This is a genomic window from Oryzibacillus soli, assembly GCF_051594765.1.
Classification (GTDB): Bacteria; Bacillota; Bacilli; order Paenibacillales; family NBRC-103111; genus Paenibacillus_AR.
Genome location: NZ_JBPPGJ010000113.1, coordinates 1 through 326, shown reverse-complemented (window position 1 = coordinate 326; position 326 = coordinate 1). Strand labels below are relative to the sequence as shown.

The window sequence follows — 326 nt, the reverse complement described above, 5'->3', positions numbered from 1 at the left end:
TTATATGTCGCCTTACTGCTCTGGTAGAGGTAATAGTGCGGGCCAGCAGCCTTAATGATCTCAGCCAGGTCCCGGGGGATCTGCTCCCAGGAGTGGAATAGCCAATGATAGGACAACCGATAGGCCCGGGATTCCACCGCCGCATTCTTCCAGAGCCGGGCAGACCGGATATACTGGTGGGGCTCGTCGTAGATTACGGCCACCGGGAACATATCTGTCCGGAGCGACATGGCCGCATCGATCTTGAAAGAAAGCAGGTTGATCAGGAGGTCCTTGGCCTCTCGTGTGTTCAGCCGGTCCGGGACGTCGATCACCGTGCATATCCC

The 326-nt window shown here is 57.4% G+C and carries 1 pseudogene; it reads right to left on the bottom strand.

The features are described 5' to 3' along the window. Positions 1–314: pseudogene (locus ACSEXW_RS28395) on the bottom strand (ATP-binding protein); the annotation flags it as partial. Between the last annotated feature and the right edge of the window lie 12 nt (positions 315–326).